General features: G+C 75.0%; 24 protein-coding genes and 1 pseudogene. 24 read left to right on the forward strand and 1 reads right to left on the reverse strand.

What is annotated here, in order from left to right; genetic code table 11:
* Nucleotides 1-1,173: 1,173 nt before the first annotated feature.
* A complete protein-coding gene (locus tag GC722_RS06060) occupies nucleotides 1,174-2,499 on the reverse strand; it encodes a glycoside hydrolase family 28 protein (RefSeq protein WP_331714439.1) in 1,326 nt (441 codons plus the stop codon).
* 92 nt (nucleotides 2,500-2,591) lie between these two features.
* Here GC722_RS06060 and GC722_RS06065 point away from each other — a divergent pair, with 92 nt between their 5' ends.
* The 24 genes and pseudogenes from GC722_RS06065 (at nucleotide 2,592) to tatC (ending at nucleotide 25,891) form a co-directional block, all read left to right on the forward strand.
* Nucleotides 2,592-4,496 (forward strand): tetratricopeptide repeat protein, encoded by a 1,905-nt coding sequence (locus tag GC722_RS06065; RefSeq protein ID WP_156609065.1) that lies wholly within the window; start codon nucleotides 2,592-2,594, stop codon nucleotides 4,494-4,496.
* A complete protein-coding gene (locus tag GC722_RS06070) occupies nucleotides 4,493-5,500 on the forward strand; it encodes an HAD-IIA family hydrolase (RefSeq protein WP_331714440.1) in 1,008 nt (335 codons plus the stop codon). The genes GC722_RS06065 and GC722_RS06070 overlap by 4 nt, the downstream gene beginning before the upstream one ends.
* Nucleotides 5,501-5,527: 27 nt before the next feature.
* Nucleotides 5,528-5,710 (forward strand): hypothetical protein, encoded by a 183-nt coding sequence (locus GC722_RS06075; protein ID WP_156609067.1) that lies wholly within the window; start codon nucleotides 5,528-5,530, stop codon nucleotides 5,708-5,710.
* 1 nt (nucleotide 5,711) lies between these two features.
* Nucleotides 5,712-6,428: a TlyA family RNA methyltransferase gene (locus tag GC722_RS06080; protein ID WP_331714441.1), complete on the forward strand. Its 717-nt coding sequence runs from the start codon at nucleotides 5,712-5,714 to the stop codon at nucleotides 6,426-6,428.
* Nucleotides 6,429-6,526: 98 nt separating this feature from the next.
* On the forward strand, nucleotides 6,527-7,732 hold the full coding sequence (locus GC722_RS06085) for a metallophosphoesterase family protein (protein ID WP_197429861.1): 1,206 nt from the start codon (nucleotides 6,527-6,529) through the stop codon (nucleotides 7,730-7,732).
* A 73-nt stretch (nucleotides 7,733-7,805) separates the two neighbouring features.
* Nucleotides 7,806-8,765 (forward strand): NAD kinase, encoded by a 960-nt coding sequence (locus tag GC722_RS06090; RefSeq protein ID WP_331714442.1) that lies wholly within the window; start codon nucleotides 7,806-7,808, stop codon nucleotides 8,763-8,765.
* Nucleotides 8,762-10,516 carry a DNA repair protein RecN gene (gene recN, locus GC722_RS06095; RefSeq protein ID WP_331714443.1) on the forward strand — a complete coding sequence of 585 codons (1,755 nt, stop codon included), beginning with the start codon at nucleotides 8,762-8,764 and terminating at the stop codon, nucleotides 10,514-10,516. Before GC722_RS06090 ends, recN begins: the two co-directional genes overlap by 4 nt.
* Nucleotides 10,517-10,619: 103 nt before the next feature.
* The gene (locus GC722_RS06100) at nucleotides 10,620-12,275 is read left to right on the forward strand and encodes a CTP synthase (protein ID WP_156609707.1); all 1,656 of its coding nucleotides are present in this window, start codon (nucleotides 10,620-10,622) and stop codon (nucleotides 12,273-12,275) included.
* 41 nt (nucleotides 12,276-12,316) lie between these two features.
* Nucleotides 12,317-12,937: an NUDIX domain-containing protein gene (locus tag GC722_RS06105; protein WP_231747560.1), complete on the forward strand. Its 621-nt coding sequence runs from the start codon at nucleotides 12,317-12,319 to the stop codon at nucleotides 12,935-12,937.
* A gap of 53 nt (nucleotides 12,938-12,990) precedes the next feature.
* Nucleotides 12,991-13,932: a site-specific tyrosine recombinase XerD gene (locus GC722_RS06110; protein ID WP_156609708.1), complete on the forward strand. Its 942-nt coding sequence runs from the start codon at nucleotides 12,991-12,993 to the stop codon at nucleotides 13,930-13,932.
* A gap of 130 nt (nucleotides 13,933-14,062) precedes the next feature.
* On the forward strand, nucleotides 14,063-15,010 hold the full coding sequence (locus GC722_RS06115) for a ParA family protein (protein WP_408609296.1): 948 nt from the start codon (nucleotides 14,063-14,065) through the stop codon (nucleotides 15,008-15,010).
* Complete coding sequence (locus GC722_RS06120; RefSeq protein ID WP_156609069.1) at nucleotides 14,995-15,402, forward strand: hypothetical protein; 408 nt, start codon at nucleotides 14,995-14,997, stop codon at nucleotides 15,400-15,402. The genes GC722_RS06115 and GC722_RS06120 overlap by 16 nt, the downstream gene beginning before the upstream one ends.
* A complete protein-coding gene (locus tag GC722_RS06125) occupies nucleotides 15,399-16,334 on the forward strand; it encodes a segregation and condensation protein A (protein ID WP_408609297.1) in 936 nt (311 codons plus the stop codon). The genes GC722_RS06120 and GC722_RS06125 overlap by 4 nt, the downstream gene beginning before the upstream one ends.
* Nucleotides 16,331-17,002 carry an SMC-Scp complex subunit ScpB gene (gene scpB, locus GC722_RS06130; RefSeq protein WP_331714444.1) on the forward strand — a complete coding sequence of 224 codons (672 nt, stop codon included), beginning with the start codon at nucleotides 16,331-16,333 and terminating at the stop codon, nucleotides 17,000-17,002. Before GC722_RS06125 ends, scpB begins: the two co-directional genes overlap by 4 nt.
* Nucleotides 16,999-17,757 (forward strand): pseudouridine synthase, encoded by a 759-nt coding sequence (locus GC722_RS06135; protein WP_331714445.1) that lies wholly within the window; start codon nucleotides 16,999-17,001, stop codon nucleotides 17,755-17,757. The genes scpB and GC722_RS06135 overlap by 4 nt, the downstream gene beginning before the upstream one ends.
* Before the next feature lie 54 nt (nucleotides 17,758-17,811).
* Nucleotides 17,812-19,194 (forward strand): Pup--protein ligase, encoded by a 1,383-nt coding sequence (gene pafA / locus GC722_RS06140; protein ID WP_331714446.1) that lies wholly within the window; start codon nucleotides 17,812-17,814, stop codon nucleotides 19,192-19,194.
* A 100-nt stretch (nucleotides 19,195-19,294) separates the two neighbouring features.
* On the forward strand, nucleotides 19,295-20,371 hold the full coding sequence (locus tag GC722_RS18200; RefSeq protein ID WP_156609072.1) for an FKBP-type peptidyl-prolyl cis-trans isomerase: 1,077 nt from the start codon (nucleotides 19,295-19,297) through the stop codon (nucleotides 20,369-20,371).
* Nucleotides 20,368-21,645 carry an alpha-L-fucosidase gene (locus GC722_RS06150; RefSeq protein WP_156609074.1) on the forward strand — a complete coding sequence of 426 codons (1,278 nt, stop codon included), beginning with the start codon at nucleotides 20,368-20,370 and terminating at the stop codon, nucleotides 21,643-21,645. Before GC722_RS18200 ends, GC722_RS06150 begins: the two co-directional genes overlap by 4 nt.
* A complete protein-coding gene (locus tag GC722_RS06155; RefSeq protein WP_197429862.1) occupies nucleotides 21,642-22,376 on the forward strand; it encodes a copper homeostasis protein CutC in 735 nt (244 codons plus the stop codon). The genes GC722_RS06150 and GC722_RS06155 overlap by 4 nt, the downstream gene beginning before the upstream one ends.
* 39 nt (nucleotides 22,377-22,415) lie before the next feature.
* Nucleotides 22,416-23,426 carry a helix-turn-helix transcriptional regulator gene (locus GC722_RS06160; RefSeq protein WP_156609076.1) on the forward strand — a complete coding sequence of 337 codons (1,011 nt, stop codon included), beginning with the start codon at nucleotides 22,416-22,418 and terminating at the stop codon, nucleotides 23,424-23,426.
* Nucleotides 23,423-24,406, forward strand: a complete 984-nt coding sequence (locus GC722_RS06165) for a helix-turn-helix transcriptional regulator (protein WP_156609078.1) — start codon at nucleotides 23,423-23,425, stop codon at nucleotides 24,404-24,406. The genes GC722_RS06160 and GC722_RS06165 overlap by 4 nt, the downstream gene beginning before the upstream one ends.
* Nucleotides 24,403-24,630, forward strand: coding sequence for a hypothetical protein (locus tag GC722_RS06170; protein WP_156609080.1), 228 nt, complete (start codon nucleotides 24,403-24,405; stop codon nucleotides 24,628-24,630). The genes GC722_RS06165 and GC722_RS06170 overlap by 4 nt, the downstream gene beginning before the upstream one ends.
* A gap of 109 nt (nucleotides 24,631-24,739) precedes the next feature.
* Nucleotides 24,740-24,952, forward strand: a pseudogene (locus tag GC722_RS06175) (twin-arginine translocase TatA/TatE family subunit); the annotation flags it as partial.
* 75 nt (nucleotides 24,953-25,027) lie between these two features.
* The gene (tatC, locus tag GC722_RS06180) at nucleotides 25,028-25,891 is read left to right on the forward strand and encodes a twin-arginine translocase subunit TatC (RefSeq protein WP_156609083.1); all 864 of its coding nucleotides are present in this window, start codon (nucleotides 25,028-25,030) and stop codon (nucleotides 25,889-25,891) included.
* Nucleotides 25,892-25,893: the final 2 nt, after the last annotated feature.

Genomic DNA, 25,893 nt, shown 5'->3' on the forward strand with positions numbered 1-25,893 from the left:
GGTCCGCTCGGGCGGCGCGAGCACACCGACCTGCGGCTCGCGGCCCTGGAGGCGCGCGCCTGCACCGACGGCGAGGTGGCCGGCTACCTGAAGTTCCCCTCGTGGGGGGAGCCGCGACGGCGCCCGGGCCGGGCGGAGGTGGACTTCCTCTACGGCTGGACCGGGCAGTGCCTGCGGCTGGCCTGGTGCGAAGCCTGGGTGGGTCTGGAGCGCGACGAGCCGCAGCGGGTCGCCCGGGCGCGGGCGGTCTGCGACTTCTACCTGGCCGGTTCCGCGACCGCGGTGCCCGGCCTGCGGCTGAACTCCTACGTGCACGACGAGCGCCGCTGGCAGGGTCTGCGGCGCCGGGGGACCGAGATCGTCTCGGCCCGGGCGCTGGGGGAGACGCTGTGCGACCTGGCCGACCTGGTGACCCTGTTCCGCCACCACCGCGCCGAGGTGCCGCAGGCGTGGGTGACGGCGCTGCGTGAGGGCGCGGACTTCGTCGCCGGTGCCGCGCTGCCGTCGGGTCTGCTGCCGCTCGGCTGGCTGCCCGACGGCACGCCCGCCGACGACCTGGCCTGCGCCGCCGGCCTGCCCGCCGTGCTGGCGCTGGCCCGGGCCGCCGCCGTCACCGGGGAGCGCCGCTTCCTGGACCGGGCGGTGGAGCTGGCCGAGGTCTACCACGAGCAGCACGACCGGACCTTCGACCGCCCGTTCGCCCACTCCACCCTCGACGCCGCCTGCGAGGACAAGGAGGCCGGGATGGCGTGCTTCGAGCTGCTGCTGGAGCTCCACGAGCAGACCGGCGACCAGCGCTACCTGCGGCGCGCCGAGGTGGTGGCCGACTGGCTGCTGACCTGGGTGTACCACTGGAACCCGGTGCACGACCGGGGCACCCCGCTGCGCGAGCGCGGGTTCGACGCGGTCGGCTGGCCGGGGGTGAGCGTGCAGAACCACCACCTCGACGTCTTCTTCCCCACCTTCGACCTGTGGCGGCTGGGCCGGCTGACCGGCGCCCCGCACCTGGTGCGGTGGGCCGGGACGATCCTCGACACCATGGGTCAGGGCGTCTGCACCCGGCCGGGGGAGTGGGGCTTCGACGTGGTCGGCGAGCAGGGTGAGGCGTTCTTCGTCACCGAGTGGCAGGACCGCGGCCGCAGCAACACCTGGAACCCGTCCTGGGTGATCGCGCTACCGCTGACCCAGCTGCTCCGGTTCTCCGCGGTCGAGGGCGTCGACGCCGGAGCTGTCGAGGACGTGGCGGACGACGTCCGGGGCGCCGACCGAGCCGAAGCTGCAGTCCTGCAGCCGTAGGCCCCTGATCGGGGCGTCAGGCAGCCCCACCAGGTTGAGGGCCCGGCCGGCGGAGGCCACCCGGAGCCCGTGCACCTCGATGTCGCGCACGTCCGGCGGCTGCGGTCCGGTGGTGACCCGGCCGTAGTCGAGGGTGATCTCGACCGCGGCCCCCGCCACCGTGCCCACCTCGATGTCGGAGAACAGCACGTCGCGGACGTAGCCGCCGCGGTCGGGGTTGGACTTGATCCGCAGCGCCCGCTTGAGGTCGGCGCTGCTCATCCGGCAGCGGTGGGCCACCACGTCGCGGATCCCGCCGCTGGTCTCGCTGCCCACCGTCACCCCGCCGTGCCCGGCGCGCATCTGGCAGTCCTGGACGACGATGCGCTCGCTGGGGCGCCCGACCCGCCGCCCGTCGTCGTCCTTGCCGGCCTTGATGGCGATGCAGTCGTCGCCGGTGTCGAAGGTGCAGCCGGTGATCAGCACGTCGCTGCAGGACTCGGGGTTGCAGCCGTCGTTGTTCTTGCCGTGGCTGTCGACGACCACGTCGCGGACGGTGACGTTCTGGCACAGCACCGGGTGGATGGTCCACATCGGGGAGCGGCGGAAGGTGACGCCCTCGACGAGCACGTCGCGGCACTCGTAGAGCTGGAGGAACTGCGGGCGCAGGTTCTGGCCGCGACCGAAGACGCGCTCCTCGACCGGCACCCCGGCGGCCGCGGCGGCCAGCAGCCGCGTCTTGGCCGGGCCCTCCTCGGGAGCCGGCGCGCCCACCCAGCTCCACCAGTGCTGCTCGTCGGCCCGGCCGTCCACCGTGCCGGCACCGGTCAGCGCGACGTTGCGCCGCCGGTAGGCGTAGATGAAGGGGGAGTAGTTGTAGCAGTCGACGCCCTCGTAGCGGGTCCGCACGCAGGGCAGGTAGTCCTCGGGGTCGCGGCTGAACTCCAGCACCGCGCCCTCGGCCAGGTGCAGCTCGACGTCGTCGAGCAGGTGGACCGCACCGGTGCGGTAGCGGCCCGCAGGGACCAGCACCCGCCCGCCGCCGGCCGAGGAGCAGCGGGCGATCGCGTCGGCGAGGGCGGCGGTGCAGTCGGTGCGGCCGTCCCCGACGGCGCCGTGGGCGGTGACGTCGAAGACCCGGTCGGCGAAGACCGGCGGCTCGATGCGGGCGAGGGTGCGGGCGATGCGCTGCTCGACGGTGAGCGCGGCGGGGGGTACCGGCACCCGCGCGACGCTAGCGGCTGACGGCGTGGTGCAGCAAGGGGTGGCACCGGTCGGCTTTGCCAACCGGGTGGGCCAGACGACAGGATTGTGCGGTGACTGACAGCGGCGGGGACGGGCGCAGGGGCGCAGACGACGCACGGGGACCGGACCGCGGAGGCCGCGGTGCCGGCCGTGGGCCCCGCTCCGGCGCCAGCCGTGACACCTCCCGCGGCAGCGGCGCCCGCGACGCCTCCCGCGGCAGCGGCTCCCGCGAGGACCGCCGTGGCAGCGGCCCGCGCGACGACCGCCGCGGCGGCGAGCGGCGCGGTGACGGGCCGCGGGGTGCCGGGGGCGGCCGGGGCGAGCGACCCGCCGGCGGGGAGCGACGTGGCGGCGGCGGGTACGGCCGTGACGACCGCCGGAGCGGCGCAGCCGGACGTGACCAGCGCCCGGGCGGCGGCTACGGCCGCGACGAGCGCTCCGGTGGTGGCAGTCGCGACGAGCGCACGGGCGGCAAGGCGTGGGGTCGTGACGACCGCCGCGGCGCAGGCGGCGGGGAGCAGCGCGGCGGCTACCGGGGCGAGGACCGTCGCGGCGGTGGCGGCTACGGCCGCGACGACCGCCGGGGCGACGACCGTCGGGGCGGTGCGGGCTACTCCCGCGGTGACGACCGCGGCGCCGGCAGGTACACCCGCGACGACCGGCGCACCGACGACCGGCGCGGCGACGCCCGTCGCAGCGACGACCGACGCGGCGACGACCGGCGCGGCGGCGGCCAGGACCAGCGTGGCGGTGGCTACCGGGCGGAGAGCCGGGGCGGCTTCCGGGACGAGCGTCGCGGCGGCTCCGACCCCCGCGGTGAGCGGGGCGGCGGCGGACGCGGCGGTCCCCGGGACGAGCGGCGTGGCCGCCCGGACCGCGGTGAGGGTGCGGGACGCCGTCCCGGACCGCAGGACCGGTCCGGCCGCGGCGAGCGCTCCGAGCCGCGCGGCGGCGGCCGCCCCTTCGTCGAGCGCGAGCCGCGGATGCAGGCGCACCGGCGGACCTCGCCCGACGTCGACCCGGTGCTGCCCCCGGACCTCGACCTGCGCGAGCTGCCCCGGGCCGTCCGCGCCGAGCTGCGTGGACTGCGCCCCGACGCCGCGGAGGAGGCGGGTGCGCACCTGCTGATGGCCGGCCGCCTGGTCGACACCGACCCGCAGCTCGCCTTCGCCCACGCCGAGGCCGCCCGCCGTCGGGCGTCCCGGCTGCCGATCGTCCGCGAGGCCTCGGCGGAGACCGCCTACGCCGCCGGGGAGTACCAGCACGCGCTCTCGGAGTACCGGGCGCTGCGCCGGATGACCGGCGGCGACGAGTACCTGCCCGTGATGGCCGACTGCGAGCGTGCGCTGGGCCGCCACCAGGACGCCCTGGACCTGCTGCGCGAGGCCGCCGCGGCCGAGCTGGACGCCGACGCGCGCGCCGAGGCCCTGATGGTCGAGGCCGGGGTCCGCGAGGACATGGGGCAGGCCCGGGAGGGTCTGCGGCTGCTCAAGAACGCCAACCGCCAGCCGGTGCGCGGCACCAGCCGCGACACCCGGGTCCGGCTGGCCTACGCCTACGCCGACCTGCTGCTGCGCACCGGGGACGAGACCGGGGCGAGCCGCTGGTTCGCGGCCGCGGCCGGGCTGGACACCGACCAGGTCACCGACGCCGCCGACCGTCTCGCCGCGCTGCAGGGCGTGGTGCTCGAGCTCGACGAGGAGGGCGTGGAGCCCTGGGCGCCGGTCGAGGACGAGGACGAGCCCGTGGGCGAGGAGCCCGTGGGTGAGGAGTCCGTGGACGAGGAGTCCGAGGACGAGGAGCTCGACGACGAAGAGCTCGACGACGAGGAGATCGACGACGAGGAGCTCGACGACGAGGGGCCCGAGGACGAGGAGCCGGTCGAGGACGAGGAGCCGGTCGACGACCTGCACGCGGGTGACCCCGACGGCGGGCCGGCCGTGACGGAGCCGGACCCCGAGCAGGAGACCCGGTGAGCCCCGTGTCCCTGGCCGACCGCCACGACGTGGTGCTGTTCGACCTCGACGGGGTGGTCTACCTCGGCCCGCAGCCCGTCCCCGGCGCCGCCGAGGGCATCGCCGCGCTGCGGGCCGGTGGGACCCGGGTGGCCTTCGTCACCAACAACGCCGCCCGTACCCCGCGCTCGGTGGCCGAGCACCTGGTCCAGCTCGGGGTGGAGGCCGGCGAGGAGGACGTCATCACCTCCGCGCAGGCCGGCGCCCGGCTGCTGGCCGAGCACCTGCCCGCCGGGGCGACGGTGCTCGTGGTCGGGGCGGAGTCGCTGCGCCAGGAGGTGCTGGCCCAGGGGCTGGTGCCGGTGGAGTCGGCCGACGACCGCCCGGCGGGGGTCATCCAGGGCTACGACCCCACGCTGGCCTGGCCGCGGCTCAACGAGGCCGCCCACGCGGTGCAGCGCGGGGCGCTGTGGGTGGCGACCAACACCGACAGCAACCGGCCCACCGACCGCGGGCTGGTGCCGGGGCACGGCACCGCCGTCGCCGCCGTCCGGGCCGCGGTGGACGTCGACCCGCTGGTGGCGGGCAAGCCGTCGCCGCCGCTGCTGCAGGAGGCCGTGCGGCGCACCGGTGCCACCCGTCCCGTGTTCGTGGGGGACCGGCTGGACACCGACGTGGCCGGCGCGGTCGCCGCCGGGATGCCCTCGGTGCTGGTGCTGTCCGGCAGCCACGGACGCCGCCAGCTGCTCGCCGCCCCGCCCGGCCAGCGACCCGACCACCTGGCCCGGGACCTGCGCGGGCTGCTGCAGCCGGCCCGCGACGTCGAGCTGTCGGACGGGACCGCCAGCTGCGCCGGTGTCGAGGTGAGCGAGGTCGCCGGCGCGCTCGCCGTCCCCGCCGGTCTCGACCCGGAGCAGCAGCTGGCCGCGGTCTGGGCCGCAGCCGCCCTGGCGTGGCGCGCCGCGGACGCCGGCCGCCAGCTGGACGTGGCGGCCGTGCTGGCCGCCACCCCCGACGTACCCTGAGCTCCCCGACGTCTGCGCAGGAGTGAGATGAGCGAGTCCGCGACGCCCGAGCCGGGCGCGGTGCCGACCAGCGACCTGCCCGAGGTGGACGCCGCCCTGCGCGAGGTCGCCGACCTCTCGTCGGTCCCGCTGGAGGAGCACCACCGGCGCCTGGAGCGGGCCCACGAGGTGCTGCACGCCGTGCTGGACCGGGCCCGCGGCGGCTCCTGAGGTGCGGCTCGACCGGGCCCTGGTCGAGCAGGGGCTGTGCCGCTCCCGCAGCCGCGCCCAGCAGCTGATCGCCGAGGGGCGGGTCCGGGTGGACGGCGAGGTGGTGACCAGGGCGGCCACCGTGGTCCAGGGCCAGCGGCTCGCCGTCGAGGACGACCCCTGGGTCTCCCGCGCCGCCCACAAGCTGCTCGGCGCCCTGGACGACCTCCGGCTCACCGTCTCCGGCCGGGCGCTGGACGCCGGCGCGTCCACCGGTGGCTTCACCCAGGTGCTGCTCGCCCGGGGCTGCGAGCTGGTGCACGCGGTCGACGTCGGGCACGGCCAGCTCGCCGAGCCGGTCCGCTCGGACCCGCGGGTGCGGGTGCACGAGCGCCTCAACCTGCGCGACCTCACCCTCGCCCACCTCGACGGCGAGCCCGTGGACCTGGTGGTGGCCGACGTCTCCTTCATCTCCCTCACGCTGCTGGTGCCCGCGCTGGCCGGCGTGACCCGGGCCGACGGGCGGATGCTGCTGATGGTCAAGCCCCAGTTCGAGGTGGGCCGGGAGCGGCTGGGCCGCGGCGGCGTCGTCCGCGACCCCGCGCTGCACCAGGAGTCGGTGCGCACCGTCGCCGCGGCGGCCCGCGAGCACGGCTGGCAGCAGCAGGCGGTGGTGACCAGCCGGCTGCCGGGCGCGGACGGCAACACCGAGCTCTTCCTGCTGCTGCAGCGCGGCTGAGCCGACACCTCCTCCTCACCCCCGGTTCAGCGCCCGTACCCGCGGGCGTCAGCCGGTGGCACCAGGCTCGGCACGACCGCCCCGGACCAGGAGGACCCGTGCCCGACACCCACGACACGACCGCGCAGCCCGCCGGCGACGGCATCGGCCGCCGCGGCTTCATCGCCACCACCGGCCTCGGAGCGGCTGCGGTCGCGCTGGGGGCGGGGGCTGCCACCGCCGGCCCCGCCGGGCCGGCCGCCGCCGCGTCGCCCACGCCGCTGCGCTTCGGCTCCGACGGCCGCTTCCGCATCGTGCAGTTCAACGACACCCAGGACGACGAGCGCACCGACCGGCGCACCGTCGAGCTGATGGGCGCGGTGCTCGACGACCAGCAGCCCGACCTGGTCGTGATGAACGGCGACAACATCACCGGCGGCTGCGCCGACGAGCGGGAGATGCGCCAGGCCATGAACAACGTGGTCGACCCGATGGAGCGGCGCCGGGTGCCGTGGGTGATCACCTTCGGCAACCACGACGAGGACTCCACCCCGCAGGGCGGCCTCGACGAGGCCGACATGCTCGAGGTCTACCGCAGCTACCGGTACAACCTGAACCAGCCCGGACCCAAGGGCGTCACCGGCACCGGCAACATGGCGCTCAGCATCGGCAGCCGGCGCTCGCGGCGCAGCGACGGCTTCACCGTCTACCTGCTCGACGGCGGCCGCTACGCCCCCGAGACGATCGCCGGGCAGGACCTGGCCGGCTACCCCACCTGGGACTGGCTGCGGATGAACCAGGTGGAGTGGTACTGCCGCACCTCGCGCGAGATCGAGCGCCGCAACCGCCGCCCCGTCCCGGCGCTGATGTTCGTCCACATCCCGCTCTGGGAGCACCGCTTCATGTGGTTCGGCGGCGTCGACGGCCGCAACGGCGGCAACCACGAGCTGGCGGTGCAGCGGCACGGCATCGTGGGGGAGCGCAACGAGGACGAGTGCCCCGGGCCCTTCAACAGCGGGCTGTTCTCGGCCGTGCTGGACCGCGGCGACGTCCGCGGCATCTTCTGCGGCCACGACCACGTCAACACCTACGTCGGCGACTACTACGGCGTGCTGCTCGGCTACGCCGGCAACACCGGTTTCGGCACCTACGGCCTGCCCGGGGCGGAGCGCAACCGGCTCCGCGGCGCCCGCGTCTTCGACCTCACCGAGGCCGGGGACGACGTCGAGGTGGAGACCCGCATGGTCTTCGCCGCCGACTACGGCATCGACCTCACCGCCGACGACCAGCCGATGGAGCCGCTGCCGCTGCCCCGGGGACGCTGACCTGCCGGCCGGCGGGTGTCGACGTGGACGGGCGCGCGCCGGCGCTGTCGTACCCAGCCCGTAGGGTGATCGCGTGAACGAGGCACACCCCACCGCTGCGGTCGCCGACGTCCGCCGGGTCGCCGTCCTGACCCACAGCGGACGGCCACCGGCGGTCGAGGCGGCGGTGCGTTTCCTCCACGGCATGGGCGAGCACGGTCTGGAGTGCCTCGTCCCCGAGGTCGACCTGGAGCTGCTGCGGGGACGCTGCCCCGCCGCCCGGCTGGTGCCCTTCGAGGGCGCCACCGGTCCGGAGCAGGACCACTGCGAGATCATGGTGGTCTTCGGCGGCGACGGCACCATCCTGCGGGGGGCCGAGTGGGCGGTGCCGGCCGGCGTCCCCCTGCTCGGGGTGAACCTGGGCCACGTCGGCTTCCTGGCCGAGGCCGAGTCCAGCGAGATCGACACCGTCGTGGAGCAGGTGGTGGCGCGCAGCTGGCGGCTGGAGGAGCGCACCGTGCTGGAGGTGGTGGTCACCGAACCCGGGGCGACGACCCCCCGCTGGCGCTCCTTCGCCGTCAACGAGTTCTCCCTCGAGAAGGCGGCCCGGGAGAAGATGCTCGAGGTGATGGTCGAGATCGACGGCCGTCCCCTCTCGCGCTGGTCCTGCGACGGCGTGCTGGTCGCCACCCCCACCGGCTCCACCGCCTACGCCTTCTCCGCCGGCGGGCCGGTGATGTGGCCCGACGTCGAGGCCCTGCTGCTGGTCCCGCTCAGCGCCCACGCCCTCTTCGCCCGGCCGCTGGTGCTGGGCCCCTCGTCGACCATCCGGGTGCAGATGCTGGGCGTCTCCAAGGCCGCCGGCGTGGTGTGGTGCGACGGGCGACGCTCGGTCGACGTCTCCGGGGCCTCGGTCGAGGTCCACCGCAGCGACCACCGGCTCCGGCTGGCCCGGCTGACCGAGGCCCCCTTCACCGACCGGCTGGTGGGCAAGTTCGGGCTGCGGGTCGAGGGGTGGCGCAGCGACCCGCTGGGGCGGGAGCTGCCGGCGTGATCTCCGAGCTGGCCATCACCGACCTCGGCGTCATCGACTCCGCCGTGCTCGAGCTGCACCCCGGGCTGACGGTCGTCACCGGCGAGACCGGCGCGGGCAAGACCATGGTGGTGACGGGGCTGGGGCTGCTGCTCGGCGGGCGGGCCGACCGGGCCGCCGTCCGGGTGGGTGCCGAACGGGCCCGGGTGGAGGGCCGCTTCACCGCGCTGCCCCCGCAGCTGGCCGAGCGGGTCCGCGAGCACGGCGGCGAGCTGGAGCAGGACCCGACCGGCGAGGGTGCAGGTGGGGAGGAGGGCGGCGAGGAGCTGCTGGTCACCCGGCAGCTGTCGGCCACGGGCCGCACCCGCTGCTGGTTGGGCGGTGCTCAGGTGACGGCCAACCAGTGCGCCGACGTGGCCGCGGAGCTGATCGCCATCCACGGCCAGTCCGAGCAGGTGCGGCTGCAGCGCCCCGACCGCCAGCGCGAGCTGCTCGACGCCGCCGCCGGCCCCGGGCTGGCCGAGGTGCTGGAGGCCTACCGCCGCTGCTACGCCCGCCGGCGGGCGCTGCAGCAGGAGCTGACCGAGCTCCGCGACCAGGCGCTGGCCCGGGCCCGGGAGATCGACCTGCTGACCTTCGGCCTGGACGAGGTGTCGGCCGTCGACCCCCGTCCCGGGGAGGACGTCGAGCTGGCCGCCGAGGCCAGCCGGCTGCAGGCGGTCGACGAGCTGCGCTACTCCGCCGGACGGGCCCTGGTGGCCCTGGCGGGCGAGGAGGACGCGCTCGACGCCTCCGGGGCGCTGGCGCTGACCCAGCTGGCGCGCAAGGCGCTGGCCGAGCTGGCCGCCACCGACCCGCAGGCCGCCGGTCTGGCGGAGCGGGCCACCGAGGCCGAGGCGCTGCTCGCCGACCTCGCCGTGGACGTCTCCGCCCACCTGGACCGGCTGGAGGCCGATCCGGCCCGGCTCGAGCAGGTGATGCAGCGCACGGCCGCGCTGACCGCGCTCACCCGCAAGTACGGCCGCGACGTCGACGAGGTGCTGGCCTGGGCCGAGGCGTCCGCACGCCGGCTCGGCGAGCTGCAGGGCGGCGACGCCCGGATCGCCCAGCTGGAGGACGAGCTCACCCGGGCCGCCGCCGAGCTCGCCGAGCTGGGCGGGCGGCTGAGCGCGCTGCGGGCCGGCGCGGCCGCCACCCTGGCCGAGCGCTGCGTGGCCGAGCTGGCCGCGCTGGCCATGCCGCACGCCCGCCTCCGGTTCGAGCTGACCCCGCTGGAGGAGCCCGGCCCGCACGGGCTGGAGTCGGTGCAGCTGCTGTTCTCCGCCAACCCCGGCAGCGACCCCGCGCCGCTCGGGCGGGTCGCCTCCGGCGGCGAGCTGTCCCGGGTCCGCCTCGCCCTCGAGGTCGTGCTCGCCTCCGGCCTCGACGGCGGCGCGCCCGCCGGCCCCGGCCGCAGCACGCTCGTCTTCGACGAGGTCGACGCCGGCGTGGGCGGCCGGGTCGCGGTCGAGATCGGTCGCCGGCTGGCGGTCCTGGCCGAGCACACCCAGGTGGTGGTGGTCACCCACCTGGCCCAGGTGGCCGCCTTCGCCGACCGGCACTTCGTGGTGGCCAAGTCCGACGACGGGCAGGTGACCACCTCCGGGGTGCACCGGGTCGAGGACGCGGAGCGGGCCGGCGAGCTGGCCCGGATGATGGCCGGGCTCGACAGCAGCGACACCGCGCTGGCCCACGCCCGCGAGCTGCTCGCGCTCGCGGGTCAGGGTGGCTGAGGACACGCCCCGTCGAGTCGCGTCCGGTTGGTCCCGGGGCCTAGGATGGAGGTCCGTGGGCCACCCGAGCGATTACCGCGTGCACAGCACGAGCGACTACCGCATGCAGAGCACGACGAAGCACGTCTTCGTCACCGGGGGAGTCGTCTCCTCCCTCGGCAAGGGGCTCACCGCCTCCAGCCTGGGCAGCCTGCTCATCGCCCGGGGGCTGCGGGTGACGATGCAGAAGCTCGACCCGTACCTCAACGTGGACCCGGGGACGATGAACCCCTTCCAGCACGGTGAGGTGTTCGTCACCGAGGACGGGGCCGAGACCGATCTCGACGTCGGTCACTACGAGCGCTTCCTCGACGTCAACCTCAACGCCGACGCCAACGTCACCACCGGCAAGGTCTACTCCTCGGTGATCGCCAAGGAGCGGCGCGGGGACTACCTCGGCGACACCGTGCAGGTCATCCCGCACATCACCAACGAGATCAAGGACTCCATGCTCGCCATGGGCGGCGAGGGCGTCGACGTGGTGATCCACGAGATCGGCGGCACCGTCGGCGACATCGAGTCCCTGCCGTTCCTCGAGGCGGCCCGCCAGGTGCGTCGCGACATCGGACGCGCCAACGCCTTCTTCCTCCACGTCTCGCTGATCCCCTACATCGGCCCCAGCGGGGAGCTCAAGACCAAGCCCACCCAGCACTCGGTGGCCGCGCTGCGCCAGGTCGGCATCCAGCCCGACGCGATCGTCTGCCGCTGCGACCGCGAGGTGCCCGAGGCGGTCAAGCGCAAGATCGCCCTGGCCTGCGACGTCGACGAGGAGGCGGTGGCGGTCGCCGTCGACGCCCCGAGCATCTACGCCATCCCGCGGGTGCTGCACCGCGAGGGCCTCGACGCCTACCTGGTGCGCCGTCTCGACCTCTCCTTCCGCGACGTCGACTGGCGCCGCTGGGACGACCTGCTGGACCGGGTCGAGAACCCGGCCGAGGACGTCACCATCGCGCTGGTCGGCAAGTACGTCGACCTGCCCGACGCCTACCTCTCGGTGGTCGAGGCGCTGCGCGCGGGCGGGTTCGCCAACCGCGCCAAGGTGCACGTGCGCTGGGTGCCCTCCGACGAGTGCGCCACCGAGTCCGGCGCGGCGGCCGCCCTGGGCGACGTGGACGGCATCTGCATCCCCGGCGGCTTCGGGATCCGCGGGGTCGAGGGCAAGGTCGGCGCCGTCCGCTACGCCCGCGAGAACCAGATCCCGCTGCTGGGTCTGTGCCTGGGCCTGCAGGTGATGGTCATCGAGGTGGCCCGCCACCTCGCCGGGCTCGAGGGCGCCGCCTCCACCGAGTTCGAGGCCGGGGCCGAGCACCCGGTGATCGCCACCATGGCCGAGCAGGTCGCCATCGTCGACGGCCAGGGCGACCTGGGCGGCTCGATGCGGCTCGGCTCCTACCCGGCCAGCCTGACCCCGGGCAGCCTGGTGGCCCAGCTCTACGGCAGCCAGCAGGTCGAGGAGCGCCACCGGCACCGCTACGAGGTCAACAACGCCTACCGCGACCGGCTCGAGGAGGCCGGGCTGGTCATCTCGGGCACCTCCCCGGACTCCCGGCTGGTGGAGTTCGTCGAGCTGCCGACCGACGTGCACCCCTTCTTCGTCGCCACCCAGGCCCACCCCGAGCTGAAGTCGCGTCCCACCAACGCCCACCCGCTGTTCGCCGGCCTGGTGCGGGCCGCGGTGCTGCGCCAGCGCAGCACCCGGCTGCCGGTGGACGCCCGGTGAGCCGTCCCGCGCTGGACGTGCCGGTGCTTCCGGCCGGCGAGCTGGCCGACCAGCCGCTCGGCTGGGAGGTCGTCCGCAGCGAGGTGCTGGCCCGCGGCGGCATCACCACGATGGTCGACGACGAGGTCCGCACCCCCGGTGGGGAGACCCTGCACCGGCAGTACCTGCAGCACCCCGGTGCGGTGGGTGTGATCGCCCTGGACGAGCAGGACCGGGTCGTGCTGGTGCGCCAGTACCGCCACCCGGTGCGGCACCGGCTGGTGGAGCCGCCCGCCGGGCTGCTCGACGTGGCCGAGGAGGAGTGGCTGACCGCCGCGCAGCGCGAGCTGGCCGAGGAGACCCGGCTGGCGGCGGGGGAGTGGCACGTGCTGGTCGACCAGTTCGTCAGCCCCGGCAGCACCAGCGAGTCCGTCCGGGTGTACCTGGCGCGTGACCTCCACCCCACCGACCACCCCGAGGGCTTCGTCGTGGAGGGTGAGGAGCTCGAGATGGACGTCGTGCTGGCCCCGCTGGCCGAGCTGGTCCAGGCGGTGCTGGCCGGCCGGCTGCAGAACCCGCTCACCGTGTCCGGGGTGCTGGCCACCGAGCTGGCCCGCCGCGACGGCTTCCGCACGCTGCGTCCGGCCGACGCCCCCTGGCCCGCCCGCACCGCCCGTCCGTGACCCCGGCCGAGGACCGGCCCGAGGACCGGCCCGCCGAGGGGCCCGGCCCCGAGCTGACCCGGTTCGTGCAGGGCTACCTGGACCACCTGGCCGTCGAGCGCGGCATGTCGGTCCACACCGTGCAGGGCTACCGGCGCGACCTCGAGCGCTACCTGGCCCACCTCGCCGCCCGCGGGGTGCGCACCCCCGCCGAGATCGACCCCGGGGCGGTCAGCTCCTTCGCCCACGCGCTGCAGCAGGGGTGGACCGCGCCCGACGGCAGCAACCACCCGCCGCTGGCGCGGGCCAGCGTGGCGCGGGCGGTGGTCGCGGTGCGCAGCCTGCACCGCTTCGGCGTGCAGGAGCGCCTCACCACCGACAACCCGGCCGCGGCCGTGCACCCGCCCGGCGGCGGGCGCCGGCTGCCGAAGGCGCTGCCGCTGGAGCAGGTGCAGGCCGTGCTGGACGCGGTCGACCGCAGCACCCCGACGGGGCTCCGCGACGCCGCCCTGCTGGAGCTGCTGTACGGCACGGGGGCCCGGATCAGCGAGGTGGTGGCGCTCGACGTCGACGACGTCGCCCGGCTGGTCGAGGCCGACGCCGACCCGCGCCAGGGGCTGCGGCTGATCGGCAAGGGCGACAAGGAGCGGATCGTGCCGCTGGGCTCCTACGCCCGCCGCGCCGTCTCGGACTGGCTGGTCCGCGGCCGGCCCGCGCTGTCGACCGGACGCGGTGGGCCGGCCCTGCTGCTCAACTCCCGCGGCGGGCGGCTGTCGCGGCAGAGCGCCTGGGGGCTGCTGCGCAGCGCCGCCGCCCGGGCCGGGATCGAGGCCGAGATCTCGCCCCACACGCTGCGCCACTCCTTCGCCACCCACCTGCTCGACGGCGGCGCGGACGTCCGCGTGGTGCAGGAGCTGCTGGGCCACGCCTCGGTCACCACCACCCAGATCTACACCCTGGTCACCGTCGACCACCTGCGCGAGGTGTACCTCAGCGCCCACCCGCGCGCCCGCTGAGCGCCGAGACTTCTCCCCGCACTCGCGCTAACCTCACTCAGACGCGGGAACCACGTGCAGCCCGCGGGCGTCCAGCTGCCGTCGGGAGACGGGTCCGGCTGGGGCGCGGAGCCGCACGGGAAGGACACACGTGGACGACAGCCGGTACCCGAGGAACGGGGCCCAGGACCGAGCGACCCCCCTGTTCGAGACCGCCCCGGCGGTGGGGCGGGCCACCGACACGGCCGAGCAGCCCGCCGTCGGCCCCACGGGACGCCCCTGGCCCGAGATCCCGCAGCCCACGCCGCCGGGTCCCGGCCCCCGGCGCGCGGTCGTGATCGCCATGTGCAACCAGAAGGGCGGGGTGGGCAAGACCACCACCACCATCAACCTGGGGGCGGCGCTGGTGGAGACCGGCCGACGGGTGCTGATGGTCGACTTCGACCCGCAGGGCTCGCTGTCGGTCGGGCTGGGGGTCAACCCGCACACCCTCGAGGCCAGCGTGTACAACCTGCTGATGTCGCGGGAGTACACCGTCGACGAGGTGCTCACCCCCACCAGCGTCGAGGGCCTGGACCTGCTGCCGGCCAACATCGACCTCTCCGCCGCGGAGGTCCAGCTGGTCTCGGAGGTGGCCCGTGAGCAGACCCTCAAGCGGGTGCTGGACGGCGTCCGCAAGCGCTACGACGTCATCCTCATCGACTGCGCCCCCTCCCTCGGCCTGCTGACGGTCAACGCGCTGACCGCCGCGGACAAGGTGGTCGTGCCGCTGGAGTGCGAGTTCTTCGCCCTCCGCGGGGTCGCCCTGCTGACCGACACCATCGCCAAGGTGCAGGACCGGCTCAACCCCGAGCTGGAGCTGATGGGGATCCTGGGCACCATGTACGACGCGCGCACGCTGCACAGCCGCGAGGTGCTGGAGCGGGTCGTGCAGGCCTTCGGGGACGTGGTCTTCCACACCGTCATCCGGCGCACCATCAAGTTCCCCGAGACCACGGTGGCCGGTGAGCCGATCACCACCTACGCCTCCTCCTCACCCGGTGCGGCCGCCTACCGCTCGCTGGCCCGGGAGGTGCTGGCCCGATGCCACGCCGAGTGAACCTGCCCGGCGCCTCCGAGCTGTTCCGCACCACCCAGACCGGCGACACCGGCGCCACCCCGCGGCGGCCCGCCGAGGCCCCGCCGGCGGTCGAGAGCGGGCGGCCGGTCGAGAGCGGGCCGGCGGCCGAGAGCGGGTGGACGGGCGAGCGCGCGGCCGGGCGCGGCACGCCGAAGCCCACCGGCCGGGTCCGCCACGACGAGAAGATCACCGTCTACGTCAGCGGCGACGAGCTGCTGTCCCTGGAGCAGGCGCGGATCCAGCTCCGGGCCGAGCACCGGCTGGGGGTGGACCGCGGCCGGATCGTCCGCGCCGCCATCGCCGGCGCGCTCGCCGACCTGGCCGAGCGCGGTGCCGACTCCGACCTGGTCCGCCGGCTGACCGACACGTGAGCACCGCTGCCCCCGGCGGCGCCCGGCTGGACGGGTCGCCGGCCGGCGAGGAGACACCCCGGCCGTCCTCCTTCACCGTCCGGCTGGACAACTTCGAGGGTCCCTTCGACCTGCTGCTGCAGCTGATCTCGCGGCACCGGATGGACGTCACCGAGGTCGCCCTCTCACGGGTCACCGACGAGTTCATCGCCCACATCAAGGCCGCCGGCACCAGCTGGGACCTGGAGCAGACCAGCCAGTTCGTGCTGGTCGCGGCCACCCTGCTCGACCTCAAGGCCGCCCGGCTGCTGCCCGCCGGGGAGGTGGAGGACCCCGAGGACCTGGCGCTGCTCGAGGCCCGCGACCTGCTCTTCGCCCGGCTGCTGCAGTACCGGGCCTTCAAGCGCGTGGCCGCCTGGCTGGGCGCCGCGCTCGAGGAGCAGGCCCGCCGCTTCCCCCGCCCGGGCGGGCTGGAGGACCGCTACGCCCGGCTGCTGCCCGAGGTCACCTTCACCACCACCCCCGAGCAGCTGGCCGCGCTGGCCGGGCGCGCCCTCACCCCCCGCCCGGCGGCGGAGATCTCGCTGGCGCACCTGCACGCCCCGCAGGTCAGCGTCCGCGAGCAGGCGGGGCTGGTGGTCGCCCGGCTGCGCCGTGCCCGGGCCGCCACCTTCGCCGAGCTGACCGCCGACGCCGACCGGATGACCACGGTCGCCCGCTTCCTGGCGCTGCTGGAGCTGTACCGCGAGCAGGCGGTGGTCTTCGAGCAGCCCGACCCGCTGGGTGAGCTGACCATCCGCTGGGTGGGTAGCGACACGGGCGAGCTGGCGATCTCGGAGGAGTTCGACGAGGCTGGTCCGACGGGTGCCGAGGAGACCCCCGACGGGCGAGCGCCCGACGGGGAGCCCGACGGGCACCACCAGCAGGACAGGGCGCAGGGAGGACGGCGGTGAGCGAGCAGCAGGAGGGCCAGACCGTGCACCCCGAGCTCGCCGGCGACCTCGGCGGGCCGCTGGAGGCGCTGCTGCTGATGGCCGACGAGCCGCTGAGCACCCTCACGCTGGCCCAGGTGCTCGGCGTCCCGACCGAGCTGGTGCAGCAGGCGCTGGAGGAGCTCGCGGACTTCTACGACCGCACCGGCCGCGGCTTCGAGCTCCGGCACCTGGCCGGCGGCTGGCGCTACTGGACCCGCGAGGAGCACGCCGACGTCATCACCCGCGCCGTGCTGCAGGGCCAGCAGGCCCGGCTCTCGCAGGCGGCGCTGGAGACGCTGGCCGTCGTCGCCTACCTGCAGCCCATCTCACGGGCCCGGATGTCGGCGGTCCGCGGCGTCAACGTGGACGGGGTGGTGCGCACCCTCGTCGCCCGGGAGATGATCGAGGAGGCGGGGCAGGACCCGGTCACCGGGGCCACCGTCTTCCGCACCACCGACACCTTCCTGCAGCGGCTGGGGCTGCAGTCGCTGGACCAGCTGCCCGACCTGGCCCCGCACCTGCCCGACGCCAGCGCGCTGGAGGCCGAGCTCGGCCAGCTCGCCGCCGTGCCGCGCACCTCCGGCACCGACCCGGCAGCAGGCCAGCTGCCCGACGACCCGACCACCGAGAACCAGGAGCAGCCGTGAGCGGCGAGCGACCAGACGACGACGACAACACCCCCGGGGTGCGCCTGCAGAAGGTGCTCGCCCAGGCCGGCTTCGCCTCCCGGCGGGCCAGCGAGCGGCTGATCGCCGAGGGCCGGGTGGAGGTCAACGGCTCGGTGGTCACCGAGCAGGGGCTGCGGGTCGACCCCGCCTCCGACGTCATCCGCGTGGACGGCGCCCGGGTGCCACCGGCCCGCCACCACGTGTACCTGGTGCTCAACAAGCCCCGCGGGGTCGTCTCCACCATGGACGACCCGCTGGAGCGACGCACCCTGGACGACCTGCTGGGCCGGCGCAAGGAGCGGCTCTTCCACGTCGGGCGGCTCGACACCGACACCGAGGGCCTGATCCTGCTCACCAACGACGGCGAGTTCGCCCACCGGATGACCCACCCCTCCTGGGAGGTCCCGAAGACCTACCTGGCCGAGGTGGCCGGGGTGGTCGACCGGCGCACCGTCCGCCGGCTGGAGAAGGGCGTCACCCTCGACGACGGCCCGGTCCGCCCCGACTCGGTCCGGCTGGTCTCGGTCGCCGCCGACCGCAGCATGCTGCAGATCACCCTGCACCAGGGCCGCAACCGGGTGGTGCGGCGGATGATGGACACCGTCGGCCACCCGGTCAACGAGCTGTCGCGGATCGCCATCGGCCCGGTGCGGCTGGGCCGGCTGCCGGTCGGGGAGCTGCGGGAGCTGACCCGCGAGGAGCTCGGCAGCCTGCTCGACCTGGTCGGGATGTGAGCCGGTGCCCGCACCGGCGCGTCGGCGGCCGCTGAGGCGGAGGGGGACGAGCGCGTGCTGAGCCGGCGGATCTACGGGCTGGAGACCGAGTTCGGGGTCGCCTGCACCAGCAGCGGCGGGCGCCGCGTCAACCCCGACGAGGTGGCCCGCTACCTGTTCCGGACGGTGGTCAGCTGGGGCCGCTCCAGCAACGTCTTCCTCTCCAACGGGGCACGGGTCTACCTCGACGTGGGCTCCCACCCCGAGTACGCCACCGCCGAGTGCGACAACCTGCGCCAGCTGCTGGCCCACGACCGCGCCGGTGAGGTCGTCGTCAGCCGGCTGGCCGCCGACGCCCGCGAGCGGCTGGCCGAGGAGGACGTCGACGCCCGCATCTACCTGTTCAAGAACAACGCCGACTCCCACGGCAACTCCTACGGATCGCACGAGAACTACCTGATCTCGCGCGAGGGCAGCTTCTCCCGCTACACCGACCTGCTGGTGCCGTTCCTGGTCTCGCGGCAGCTGCTGTGCGGCGCCGGGCGGATCGTGCGCGACGGGCCGCGGGCCGGGTACGCGCTGAGCCAGCGGGCCGAGCACATCTGGGAGTCGGTCTCCTCGGCCACCACCCGCAGCCGCCCGATCATCAACACCCGCGACGAGCCCCACGCCGATCCCGAGCGCTACCGGCGGCTGCACGTCATCGTCGGCGACTCCACCATGAGCGAGACCACCACGCTGCTCAAGGTGGGCAGCCTCGAGCTCGTGCTGCGGCTGGTGGAGGACGGCGTCGCGCTGCGCAACCTGGCCTGCGAGAACCCGATCCGGGCGCTGCGCGACATCAGCCGGGACCGCACCGGCCGGGCGGAGGTGGTGCTCGCCAACGGCCGCACCACCACCGGGCTGGCGCTGCAGCAGACGTTCCTGCAGGCGGTGCAGGCCCACGTGGCGGCCGAGATGGACCCGGGCCCGGAGCTGCGCCAGGTGCTCGACCTGTGGGAGCGGACGCTGCTGGCCATCGAGTCCGACCGGCTCTCCGACGTCGAGACCGAGATCGACTGGGTGATCAAGCGGCGGCTGCTGCTGCGCTACGCCGAGCGGCACTCGATGGACCTCGACGACCCCCGGCTGGCCCAGATCGACCTCGCCTACCACGACATCGAGCCCGGCCGGGGGCTGTTCCGGCTGCTCGAGTCCCGCGGGGCCGCGGTCCGGCTCACCACCCCCGAAGAGGTCGAGCTGGCCACCACCGAGCCGCCGCAGACCACGCGGGCCCGGCTGCGCGGCCGCTTCGTCACCGCGGCGCGGGCCCACGGCCTGGAGTACACCGTCGACTGGGTGCACCTGAAGCTCAACGACCAGTCCCAGCGCACCATCCTGTGCCGGGACCCCTTCGTGGCCACCGACGACCGGGTGGACCGGCTGATCGAGGCCATGGAGCAGCGCGGGAGCCACTGACCGGCGCCCACGCGCCGCCCTCCGCAGCGGCCACGCGCCGCCCTCCGCGGCGGCCGCGCGGCGGTCGAGGGGCCGGCTCGACCTCGGGTATGTTGCAGCGGTGCCTGAGAGCAGAACGCCCCCCACCCTGATCCGCCTGCGCGGCGCCGCCCTCCGACGTCGGCTCACCGCGGCCGGCGCGGTCGCCGCCCTGGTCCCGCTGCTGGCCCTCAGCGCCTGCGGGAGCGACGAGCCGGAGGCCGCCCCCGCCCCCTCGGAGTCCGCCACCCCCTCGGCGGCACCGAGCCCGAGCGAGACCGCGACGCCCTCACCCAGCCCCACGCCCGAGCCGGTCGACCCCTCCAGCGACCTGGACGAGATCACCGTGAGCGGCAAGGCCGGCGAGGCCCCCGAGGTCGAGGTGGACGCCCCCTGGGCGGTGGACCAGACCCGCACCAAGGTGCTGTCGGAGGGCGACGGCGCCGAGCTGGCCGCCGACGGCACCGCCGAGCTGGACTACGTCGGCGTCAACGCCCGCACCGGGGAGGTGTTCGACTCCTCCTTCGAGCGCGGTCAGACGGCCGTCTTCCCCCTCGACCAGGTCGTCCCCGGCTTCTCCAAGGGTCTGGAGGGCCAGCGGGTGGGCAGCCGGGTGCTGATCGCGATGCCCGGCGAGGACGGCTACGACGCCTCCGGCGGCAACCCGCAGGCCGGCATCGAGGTCGGCGACACGCTGCTGTTCGTGGTCGACGTGGTGGCCACCCAGCTGGACGGCCCCGAGGGCACCGCGGTCGAGCCCGAGGAGGGCCTGCCCGAGGTGTCGGGCCCCGAGGACGACCCGAAGATCACCGTCCCCGACGGCGAGGCCCCCGGCGAGCTGGTGGTGCAGCCGCTGGTCGAGGGCGAGGGCAAGCCGGTCGCCGCCGAGGACACCATCACCGTCAACTACCGCGGGGTGGTGTGGGAGACCGGCGAGGTCTTCGACAGCAGCTACGAGGACGGCCCGCAGACCGGTGCGCTCTCCTCGCTGATCCCCGGCTGGCAGCAGGGGCTGGTCGACCAGCCCGTCGGCAGCCGCGTGCTGCTGGTGGTGCCGCCCGACCAGGGCTACCCGCAGGGCAACCAGACGCCGGCTCTCGAGCCCGGCCAGACCCTGGTCTACGTCGTGGACGTCCTCTTCACCCAGGCCGGCCAGTGAGCACCCCCGGACCCGACGCCCGCTGGTTCGACGAGGCCCGCTTCGGCCTCTTCCTGCACTTCGGCCTGTACTCGGTCGCCGCCCGGCACGAGTGGGTGATGCACCGCGAGGAGATGGAGGTCGCCGACTACGAGCGCTACGCCGAGGTCTTCGACGCCGACCGCTACGACGCCACCGCCGTGGTGGCGCGGGCGGCCGCGGCCGGCATGCGCTACGTGGTGCTGACCAGCAAGCACCACGACGGCTTCTGCCTCTTCGACTCCGCGCAGACCGACTACACCTCGGTGCGCAGCTGCGGCCGGGACCTGGTGGCCGAGACGGTGGCCGCCTGCCGGGCGGCCGGGCTGCGGGTGGGGCTGTACCACTCGCTGCTGGACTGGCACCACCCCGACTACACCGTCGACGCCTTCCACCCCCGCCGCCACCACCCGGACTGGGCCGAGCTGGACGCCGGCAAGGACTTCTCCCGCTACGTCGACTACCTGCACGCCCAGGTGCGGGAGCTGCTGACCGGCTACGGCCCGATCGACTACCTCTTCTTCGACTTCACCCAGCCCGACGGGATGGCCGGGCTGCCCGGGCGCACCTCGGCCGACTGGCGGGGGGAGGAGCTGCTGGCGCTGTGCCGGGAGCTGCAGCCCCAGATGCTGGTCAACGACCGCCTCGGCATCCCCGCCGACCTGGTCACCCCCGAGCAGTACCAGCCGACCGCGCCGATGGAGCAGGACGGCGTCCGGCTGCGCTGGGAGGCCTGCCAGACCATCAACGGCTCCTGGGGCTACGACCGCGACAACACCGCCGACAAGAGCGTCCGCCAGATCGTGGAGATGCTGGTGCAGACCGTCAGCTGCGACGGCAACCTGCTGCTCAACGTCGGGCCGGACGGCCGCGGGGCCATCCCGCCCCGCGACGCGGCCACCCTCGACGCCGTCGCCGCCTGGATGGAGCTGCACCGCGACTCCGTCCACGGCGCGGGGGCCAGCGAGCACACCGCCCCCAGCGGCACCGTCTACACCCAGCGCGGGGACCGGCTCTACGTGCACCTGCTGTCCTGGCCGTTCGCCCACCTGCACCTGCCCGGGCTGGCCGGCCAGGTGCGCTTCGCCCGCTTCCTGCACGACGGCTCCGAGGTCCGCACCGAGGTGCACGAGCCCGGCCAGGAGGCCCACACCATGCGCCCCGGCGGGCAGCCGCCGGGCACGCTGACGCTGCTGCTGCCCACCGTGCGGCCCGACGTGGCCGTGCCGGTGGTCGAGCTGCGGCTGGCGCGGTGACCTCGCTCGAGCTCGCCGTCTCCGACCGGGCCGGCGTCGAGGTGGCGCGGGCCGTGGGCGCCCGGCGGGTCGAGCTGGGGGTCGCGCTGGCCCTCGGCGGGCTCACCCCCTCGCTCGGCACCCTCCGCGCCGCGGTGGCCGCGGCCGGTCCGGTCGAGGTGCACGTGCTGGTCCGCCCCCGCGGCGGCGGTTTCCGCTACACCGCCGACGAGGTCGAGCTGTGCTGCGACGACGTCGCGGTCGCGGTCGAGGCCGGCGCCGACGGGGTGGTGGTCGGCGCCCTCGACGACGAGGGCGAGCTCGATCTGGACGTGCTGCGACGCCTCGTGGCCGTCGCCGACGGGCTGCCGGTCACCGTGCACCGGGCCGTCGACGTCTCCGCCGACCCGGTGCGCTCGGTCCGGCGGCTCGCCGGCCTCGGCGTCGCCCGCGTGCTCAGCTCCGGCGGGGCGGCCAGCGCCCACCAGGGCCTGCCGACGCTGGCGGCGATGGTGCAGGCGGCCGGGGACGTGGCGGTGGTCGCCGGCGGCGGAGTCCGCCCCGAGCACGTCGCCGACCTGGCCGCGGTCGGGGTGGAGGGGGTGCACGCCTCGGCCAAGGTGTTCGTCCCCGCGGGCTCGCGGCTCTCGCTCGGCTCCGCCACCACCGACGGCGTTCCGGAGGGCCACGAGGCGACCGACCTGGCCACCGCGCGACGGCTGGCCGAGGCCGTCGCCGGCGTCCGCGGCTAGCTCCTCGCAGCCGCCCGGGGCGCTGGTACTGTCCCGGCCATGGCCCCGCGGAAGTCAGAGCGCATCCTCAATCTGACCATCTGCCTGCTGGCCACCCGCCGCTTCCTGGCCAAGGACCAGATCCGCCAGGTGGTGGAGGGCTACCGGGGGCTCTCCGACGCCGCCTTCGAACGCACCTTCGAGCGCGACAAGGACGAGCTGCGAGCCATGGGCGTCCCGGTGGAGACCGGCAGCAACTCCAGCTACTTCGACGACGAGCTCGGCTACCGGATCCGCCGCACCGACTTCGAGCTGCCGCCGATCGAGCTCGACGCCGACGAGGCCGCCGTGGTCGCGCTCGCCGCCCAGAGCTGGCGGCAGAGCCGGATGGCCTCCTCCACCCGCAGCGCCTGGGCCAAGCTGCGCGCCGCCGGGGTCGAGACCGACTCGAGCCGGATCACCAGCATCAACCCCACCGTGGCCGCCCGCGAGGGCGCCTTCGAGGTGCTCTGGCAGGCGGTGCTCACCCGCTCCCAGGTCCGCTTCCGCTACCGCCGCGGCGGCACCGGGACCGGGGAGGTGCGCACCCTGCAGCCCTGGGGCGTCACCTCCAACAAGGGCCGCTGGTACGTCGTCGGACACGACCTGGACCGCGGCGCGCCGCGGATGTTCAAGATGTCGCGGATCGTCGGCCAGCCCGAGGTGGTGGCCGGGCCGGACGCCTTCGAGGTGCCCGCCGACGTCGACGTGCGGGCGCTGGCGCGCAGCCTCGAGCCCGCCCCCGCCACCGGCACCGCCGTGCTGGCCGTCCGCGCCGACCGGGCGCCCGCGCTGCGCCGCCGCGGCCGCCCGAGCAGCCGGCCGCTGCCTCCGGAGCTCGCCGGGGCGTGGTCGGTGTGGGAGGTCGGCTACGCCGACGAGGCGAGCCTGGTCGGCGAGGTGGCCGCCTGCGGGGCCGACGTGGTGGTGCTGGAGCCGGCGGGCGTGCGCGAGCGGCTGCTGCGCCACCTGGCCGGGGTGGCCGGTGCCGGTGCGGTCGAGGCCTCGACCTGGCTGGAGGAGAGCGCATGACGTCGGCGCAGCAGGTGCAGCGGCTGCTCGCCCTGGTGCCGTACCTGCTGGCCCACGACGGTGCCAGCCTGACCGAGACCGCCGCCACCTTCGGGGTGACCCCGCGCCAGCTCCGCGCCGACCTGTCGGTGCTCTACATGTGCGGGCTGCCGGGGCTGATGCCGGGCGACCTCATCGAGATCGACATGGACGCGGTGGAGGGCGAGGGCACCATCCACCTCTCCAACGCCGACTACCTGTCCCGCCCGCTGCGTTTCACCCCCGACGAGGCCCTCGGGCTCGTGCTGGGGCTGCGCTCGCTGCGCGAGGTGGCCGGCGAGGACGTGCTCGCCGTGGTCGACTCCGCGCTGGCCAAGCTGGAGCGGGCGGCCGGGTCGGTGCACGAGCTGGCCGGACGGGTCAGCGTGTCGGTGCAGTCCGGTGACGACCGGATCCGCGACACCGTGGCCGCCGCCGTCACGGCCGGGCAGCGCCTCCACCTCGTCTACGACGCCCCGACCCGCACCACCCGTCGCCAGGTCGACCCCGGCCGGGTCAGCATCCGCGACGGGGTGGCCTACCTGGAGGCCTGGGACCTGGAGCGCCGGGACTGGCGCACCTTCCGGCTCGACCGGATCGCCTCGGTGGAGCCCACCGGCGAGCCGGCCGAGGACCACGGCGAGCTGCCGGCGTCCCCCGAGGGGTGGCTGGAGGCCCTGGTGCCGGTGGGTGAGGTCACCCTCGAGCTGGCGCCCGGGGCGGCGTGGGTGGCCGAGTACCACCCGGTGCTGTCGGTGGAGCAGCTGGACGAGGAGGGCGCGGTGCGGGCCACGCTGCCGCTGTCCGACCCCGGCTGGCTGCGCGCGCTGCTGCTGCAGCTCTCCGACGGGGTCCGCGCCGTGGTACCTCCCGAGGCGGCCGAGGACGCCGCCCGGGCCGCCGCGCAGACGCTGGCCCTGTACCGCCGCCTCGACCTGGACGGGCTAGGGTCGGCGTCATGATGTGGGTGCTGATCATCGGCGGTGGCTGCCTGCTGCTGGTGGTGACCCTGGTGCTGTGGGGGATCTACCTGTGGCACCGCGGCGAGGAGCTGTGGTCGGAGGTCGCCCACCTGGGCCGGCAGGCCGAGCAGCTCGCCGACCTGGCCGGCCAGCTCGCCCCCGAACCCGATCCCGAGCGGGTGCAGGCCCTCCGCGACCGGGTGGCCGGGCCGCGCAGCCGGTGAGCGGCGGCAGGCAGAACCCGGCTCGGACGCGTACGATGGACGAGGCTGTCGACGGGGACCCGTGGACGGCCCGACACTGGAAAGAGGACACGCCATGACTCCCTCGATTATGGGACTGCCCGCGGGCTCGGAGATCATCATCCTGATCATCGTCGCCCTGGTGATCTTCGGCGGCTCCCGCCTGGCCGGCATCGGCAAGGGCACCGGCCGGGCCATCCGCGAGTTCAAGGAGGAGACCGCCAGCCTCCGCAGCGGCAAGAAGGACGACAAGGCCGAGCAGGCCTCCGCCGAGGACTCCACGCCGCCGGCGCCGCAGCCGACCCGGCGGGACGACGTCGTGGACGCCGAGGTGGTCGACCCGCCGACCGAGCCCCGGCGCGACGCCTGATCCCAGGAGATGTCGCTGACCCTGCGGGGCCGCCGTGTCTCGTTCGACTGGCTGAAGCCGCCGCCGTCCAGCCCGGACGGCACCATGGCCCTCGTCGACCACCTGCGTGAGCTGCGCTACCGGCTGACGATCGCGTTGATCGCCATCGTGCTGGCGTCGATCCTGTCGGCGGTGTTCTACCAGCGGCTGTACGCGGTGCTGCTGTACCCCTACAACCTCGCCCGGCAGTACCTGGCCGAGGACAACCCCGGGATCAGCACCGAGATCGTCAACATCGGCGTCCCCGCCCCCTTCGTGCTGGCCATCAAGATCTGCGTGGTGGCCGGTCTGCTGCTGTCCTCGCCGGTGTGGATCTACCAGATCTGGGCCTTCATCGTGCCGGCGCTGCTGGCGCAGGAGAAGAAGTGGGCGCTGCTGTTCATCGGCTCCGCCACCCCGCTCTTCCTCGGCGGCGTCGCGATGGGCTACTGGATCATGCCGCGGGCCATCTCCGTCATGCTCGGGTTCACCCCCGAGGGGCAGGAGGTGACCAACATGATCGACCTGCCCGACTTCCTCAACCTGCTGATCCAGCTCATGCTGGTCTTCGGGGTGGCCTTCCTGCTGCCCATCGTGGTGCTCGCGCTGAACCTCCTCGGCGTGGTCAAGGCCAAGCAGCTGGCGCAGGCGCGGACCTTCATCATCTTCGGCACCTTCGTGGTGGGCGCGGTCGCCACCCCCACCACGGACCCCTTCTCGATGCTGGCGCTGGCCCTGCCGATGTCGCTGCTGTACCTGATCGCCGAGGCGGTCTGCCACGTCAACGACCGGCGCCGGGCGCGCCGGCAGCTGGAGGCCGAGGCGTCCGAGGCGACGCCCGAGATCACCTCCTGACG

It is taken from the genome of Auraticoccus cholistanensis (assembly GCF_009742705.1).
GTDB classification, from domain to species: Bacteria; Actinomycetota; Actinomycetes; order Propionibacteriales; family Propionibacteriaceae; genus Auraticoccus; species Auraticoccus cholistanensis.

Coding starts and splice junctions, on each gene's coding strand:
- GC722_RS06075 (WP_156609067.1), top strand. CDS start 5,528: ATGAGCGAGTCCGCGACGCCCGAGCCGGGCGCGGTGCCGACCAGCGAC.
- GC722_RS06100 (WP_156609707.1), top strand. CDS start 10,620: ATGCAGAGCACGACGAAGCACGTCTTCGTCACCGGGGGAGTCGTCTCC.
- GC722_RS06120 (WP_156609069.1), top strand. CDS start 14,995: ATGCCACGCCGAGTGAACCTGCCCGGCGCCTCCGAGCTGTTCCGCACC.
- GC722_RS06160 (WP_156609076.1), top strand. CDS start 22,416: ATGGCCCCGCGGAAGTCAGAGCGCATCCTCAATCTGACCATCTGCCTG.
- GC722_RS06165 (WP_156609078.1), top strand. CDS start 23,423: ATGACGTCGGCGCAGCAGGTGCAGCGGCTGCTCGCCCTGGTGCCGTAC.
- GC722_RS06170 (WP_156609080.1), top strand. CDS start 24,403: ATGATGTGGGTGCTGATCATCGGCGGTGGCTGCCTGCTGCTGGTGGTG.
- tatC (WP_156609083.1), top strand. CDS start 25,028: ATGTCGCTGACCCTGCGGGGCCGCCGTGTCTCGTTCGACTGGCTGAAG.